2 protein-coding genes and 2 pseudogenes are annotated in these 4567 nt (G+C 67.3%); all 4 read right to left on the minus strand.

The features are described from left to right. Window positions 1-57: 57 nt before the first annotated feature. Window positions 58-276 (minus strand): annotated as a pseudogene (locus JF781_RS27395) (transposase); the annotation flags it as partial. A gap of 46 nt (window positions 277-322) precedes the next feature. Continuing rightward, window positions 323-2266: a tyrosine-type recombinase/integrase gene (locus JF781_RS27400; protein WP_007172497.1), complete on the minus strand. Its 1944-nt coding sequence runs from the start codon at window positions 2264-2266 to the stop codon at window positions 323-325. Continuing rightward, window positions 2263-3312, minus strand: coding sequence for a tyrosine-type recombinase/integrase (locus JF781_RS27405; RefSeq protein ID WP_007172498.1), 1050 nt, complete (start codon window positions 3310-3312; stop codon window positions 2263-2265). The genes JF781_RS27400 and JF781_RS27405 overlap by 4 nt, the downstream gene beginning before the upstream one ends. A 116-nt stretch (window positions 3313-3428) precedes the next feature. Further along, window positions 3429-4442, minus strand: a pseudogene (locus JF781_RS27410) (IS256 family transposase); the annotation flags it as partial. Between the last annotated feature and the right edge of the window lie 125 nt (window positions 4443-4567).

Below are 4567 nucleotides of genomic sequence, written 5' to 3' on the forward strand. Positions count from 1 at the left end.
GGTCAAGTCCAGGGACGTGGTGTACGACGTCGTCGTGTGATTCTTCGACTTGGTGGTTTAGGCGGTCAGTGCCGCCGGGGTGTCCTCCTGTTCTGTTGATGGCGTGTGGTCGGCGCGGGATTTGCTGAGGACGTCGAGGCCGAGGTAGCGGCGGGATTCGGCCCATTCGTCGTGTTGTTCGGCCAGCACCGCGCCGACGAGGCGGATTAGGGCGTTGCGGTCGGGGAAGATTCCGACGACGTCGGTGCGCCGGCGGATTTCCTTGTTGAGTCGTTCTTTTATCCGGCCCTCGGGGGCGGGTCAACCCGTCGGGGTGGGATGTTCATCGATCGAGGCGCTGGAGGTGGTCGGTAAGGGCGTGGGCGACGCGGTCGTGGCGGGCGGCTTCGTCGGTCCAGCCGCGGCACTCGGCGTCGGTTCTGAGGGCCTGGACGTCGGCGAGTTGGTCGGTGAGCGTGTCGCGGAATTCGGGGGCGGTGACGTAGTTGTCGCAGGTTTCGCAGATGTTGGCATAAGGGCACGCGCCCGCGGATTCGTGGCGAGCGCAGTATCCGTGTGCAACGCGGGTTTTCAGCATTTCACTGTGCAGCCAGCCGACCTTGTCGGGCAGGATCGGTTTGCCGACCGGGGTGAGGGTGAACTGGCGGCGCATCTTGCCCATCGCTTCGTCGTAGGCCGCGCGCAGGGTGGGCGAGGCCAGGGTGGCGTAGCGGATCGTCATTTGTGGAGTGACGTGCCCGAGTAAGGACATCAAGGCCTGCAGACTCATCCCGGCGTTGGCGAGTTCGGTGGCCCAGGTGTGGCGCAACTGATGTGGAGTGACCATCAGGACGCCGCCGTCGGGACGGTGCAACCCGGCGGATTCAGCGGCGGTGAGCAGCCCGTTGCGCAGCCGGGTGTAGCCCAGGCGGCGTCCGTGCCGGGTGAACAGAAAGTCGGTGAGCACGCCGGTGCGTGGGTGCGGCAGCGGCCGGTGCGTGCCGCGGAGGGCGACCCACTCGTCGAGCGCGGCGAGGGTCGCGGCGGAGAGCGGGACCATGCGTTCGGTGGCGAGCTTGCCCAGTGGCACCTTCAGCCAGGTTCCGGCCGGTCCGTAGTCGATGATGCTGCCCAGTTCGAGGTCGAGCAGTTCCCCCGCCCGCAGGCCGGCACCACGCAGCACGGTCAGGCCGATGCGGGCGAACGGATCCTGCAGGTGGGCAACGGCGTTCATCACTGCCGCGTCCACATCGGGTGCTAGCGCGCGTGGCAACGGCTGGTCGAGTTTGGGGACGTCGGCGGCGAATACCAACCGCCGTGGTGGGGCCTGCGCCCAGCCCCAGGCGGTGATGTCGTCGAGCAGGTTGCGCAGACTGAGCACTGCCGACTGGGCCACCGCGGCCGAGACGGTGCGCCCGGCGCCCGCGGCGGCGCGCTGACCACGCCAGCCCCGGGTGCGATTCCATTTCAGGTAGCCCTCGATGCAGCTCCGGTCGAGTTCACGCAGGCTGATGACGTCGGGATGGTGAGCGGTGAGGTATTCGGCGAAGGGCAGCAGGTCGTTGATCAGCGACTCGACCGATTTGGGCCGCAGCACCGCCGCGCGCACGCCGATGTAGCGCAGCAACGTCTGACGGATCGGGTCGGGCATCTCCACCTCGGTGAAGCGCTGCTCGAGGCTACGGGCCCACCGCCGGCGTTTCGGCGCGGTGTCGATGACCGCGGTCTCGAACAACAGCTGCCGCAGGCTGGCCAGCCGCCCCCTGTATGCCCGCCGCGACGATGGCGGCACCACGGTACGTGACAGCGCGGCGTCGAAGTCGTCGAGCGCGTCGCCGGTCAGGTCGGCGACCATTCCGCCGTGGTGTGCCAGCACTACCGCCAGACATTCGCCGAGGACCGTCTCGACCCAGGAACTCCTCCAGCCCAACCGAATTCCCGCATTCCGCAACGCGGCGAATCCGCTCGGATCCCGGTCCTCCACTGCGCGGCCCAGCCCGGTCAACTGTTTGACCGCGGCCAGCTCGACGTCCAGCCGTAACCGGCCGGTGCCGATCGTGTGACAGATCAGCGGCCACGCCCCGGTGTCCCGTATCTCGGCGATCCGCTCGGCTGCCGGCAGCGTCATCCAGGCGTGCAGGTCGCGGTGGCGTGCGGTGAAGTCGCGAGCGATCCGAATCCGGTCGCGTACCGCCCGCCCGCTCAAACCCAGGGTGGCGACGTGGTCGAGATAATCCGCCACCACCTCGTCGGCGCCTACGGGTTGGCCGACCAACACCGTGGTCACTGCCGGGCTCCGGCCAACGTCGCACGAGCAGCACCGTATTCGGCGGCGAGCTGCTCGATCGACAAATGCACGTAGCGGGCCGTGGTCTCCGGCGAGACATGCCCCATCAACGCCCGCAACGCCAGCAGATCGATTCCGGCCGCCGACAATTCGGTGCCGTAGGTATGCCGTAAACGGTGCGGGCGGACTCTTGTGGCGCCAGAGGTCTCCCGGTGCCGACGGAACAGGCTGCGCAGCCCGGCCTCGCTGACCGGTGCACCGGTCGTCGGGCCGCGCAGCACTACGAAGCACTGCGGCGTCGCCAACCCCGGCGGCCGCTCCCATCGCAGGTAGGCGGCGAGCTCGGTGAAGAACGCCGCATCGACCGGGACATGACGTTCCTTGCCGCCCTTGCCGATCACCCGAAGCCGGCGCCGGCCCATATCGACGTCGGCGAGCAGCAGGCCACGCGCCTCGGCCGAACGCAGCCCTCCGAGTAGCATCACCAGCACCATCGCCCGGTCCCGGTGCGTTGCCAGTGTCGCCAGGAACGCGTCGACATCGTTGGTGGACAACGATTCCGGAAGACGCTGCGGCTGACGCACCAACCTACCGCCACTGCGTGCACGCCCGGGACCCAGATGACCGAGCAACCCCCGCTGCGACTGGCGCAGCCCCTGTCCCCGCCGCGGCGACGGCACCGGATTGTCGGTGCAGACACCGGTCATCACCAGATACTCGAATAACGCGCGCACTGCCGCGACCCGGCGGTTCACCGTCGAAGCTGCCGGCGGGGTCGACGAGCGGTGACCGCCGGTGGGCTGGTCCGTTCGGCGGACGCCTTGCCAGTCGATCCAGTCGAACACCAACGGCGCATCGACCGCGGCGAGCCCGACCGCTTGCTGGACGAGGAACCGGCTCAAATTGGCGACGTCGAATGCGTAGGCCCGCACCGTGGCCGCGCTGAACCCCCGTCCCGCCAAATGGTTGAGAAACGCGTTCACCGCGTCCTGCCCGTCCCAGTCGCCCTCCAGGACATATCCGCTGTCGCTCTTGAGTACCCGCATCGCCGCTCCGCCTTCCCCCACCGAGATGCAGACAGCATCCATCCGTGCTCAGCGCTTGTGCGTGAACCTCACGCTGCAGCCCGAACCGTGTCCCCGGAGAGCCGGTTAACGGATAGTGGGTTGTTGGACCAGATCTGCCGCCAAATTTGTTTGGGGAAGGCGGTGAAGGCGAGCAGGTCGGCGCGGGCGTCTTCGAGGTGGTCGGCGACCTTGGGGAGCTTGTCGGCCAGTGCGTCGATGATGCGGTCATATTGGGCTGCAACGGAACCGGCGTCAGGTTGATCGAAGACCGAATGCAGTAGTGTGCGTACCCACGGCCACGATGATTTCGGAGTGATGGCCATCAGGTTGGTGGCGTAGTGGGTGCGACACCGTTGCCACGATGCCCCAGGCAGGGTGGCGCCGATCGCGGCCACCAGACCGGCGTGGGCGTCGGAAGTGACCAGACGGACCCCTGATAGGCCGCGGGCGGTCAGCGACCGCAGGAAGGTCAGCCAGCCGGCCCCGTCCTCGGCGGTGGTGACGTCGATGCCCAGGATTTCGCGGTAGCCCTCGGCGTTGACCCCGGTGGCGATCAGCGCGTGCACGTTGACCACCCGGCCTGCTTCGCGAACCTTGAGCACCAGGGCGTCAGCAGCCATGAACGTGTACGGGCCTGCATCCAGTGGCCGGGTCCGGAACGCCTCGACCGCGGCGTCGAGCTCTTTGGCCATCACGCTGACCTGGGACTTCGACAAGCTGGTGATGCCCAGAGTCTCGACGAGTTTGTCCATCCGCCGCGTCGAAACGCCCAGCAGGTAGCAGGTAGCCACCACCGTGGTCAGGGCCCGCTCGGCGCGTTTGCGCCGTTCCAGCAGCCAGTCCGGGAAGTACGAACCTTGCCTTAGCTTGGGAATCGCCAGATCCAATGTGCCTGCGCGGGTGTCAAACTCGCGGTGCCGATACCCGTTGCGGGAATTGGTGCGCTCGCTGCTGCGCTGGCCGTAGCCGGCACCGCACACCGCGTCGGCTTCGGCGCCCATCAGGGCGTGAATGAAGGCGGCCAACAACTCGCGCAGCACATCAGGGTGCGTGGTGGTGAGTCGTTCGGCCAGCACGGCAGACAGGTCGATATCGTGGGCAATGGTCATCGCGTTGATTCCTTTGCTCGAGTGACTTTGGTCGGTCCCTCGAAGAATCACGCGATGACCTTCATTCATCCGGCTACGACACGCCGGTCATCACCGGCTCGTACACCACTCTGCTGGACGCAACT

The organism is Mycobacterium sp. WUMAC-067, from assembly GCF_020217485.1.
Taxonomy (GTDB): Bacteria; Actinomycetota; Actinomycetes; order Mycobacteriales; family Mycobacteriaceae; genus Mycobacterium.

What these genes read in the sequence shown, in the direction of transcription:
- JF781_RS27405 (WP_007172498.1), bottom strand. Translation starts at nt 3,312, where the DNA reads ATGCGGGTACTCAAGAGCGACAGCGGATATGTCCTGGAGGGCGACTGG.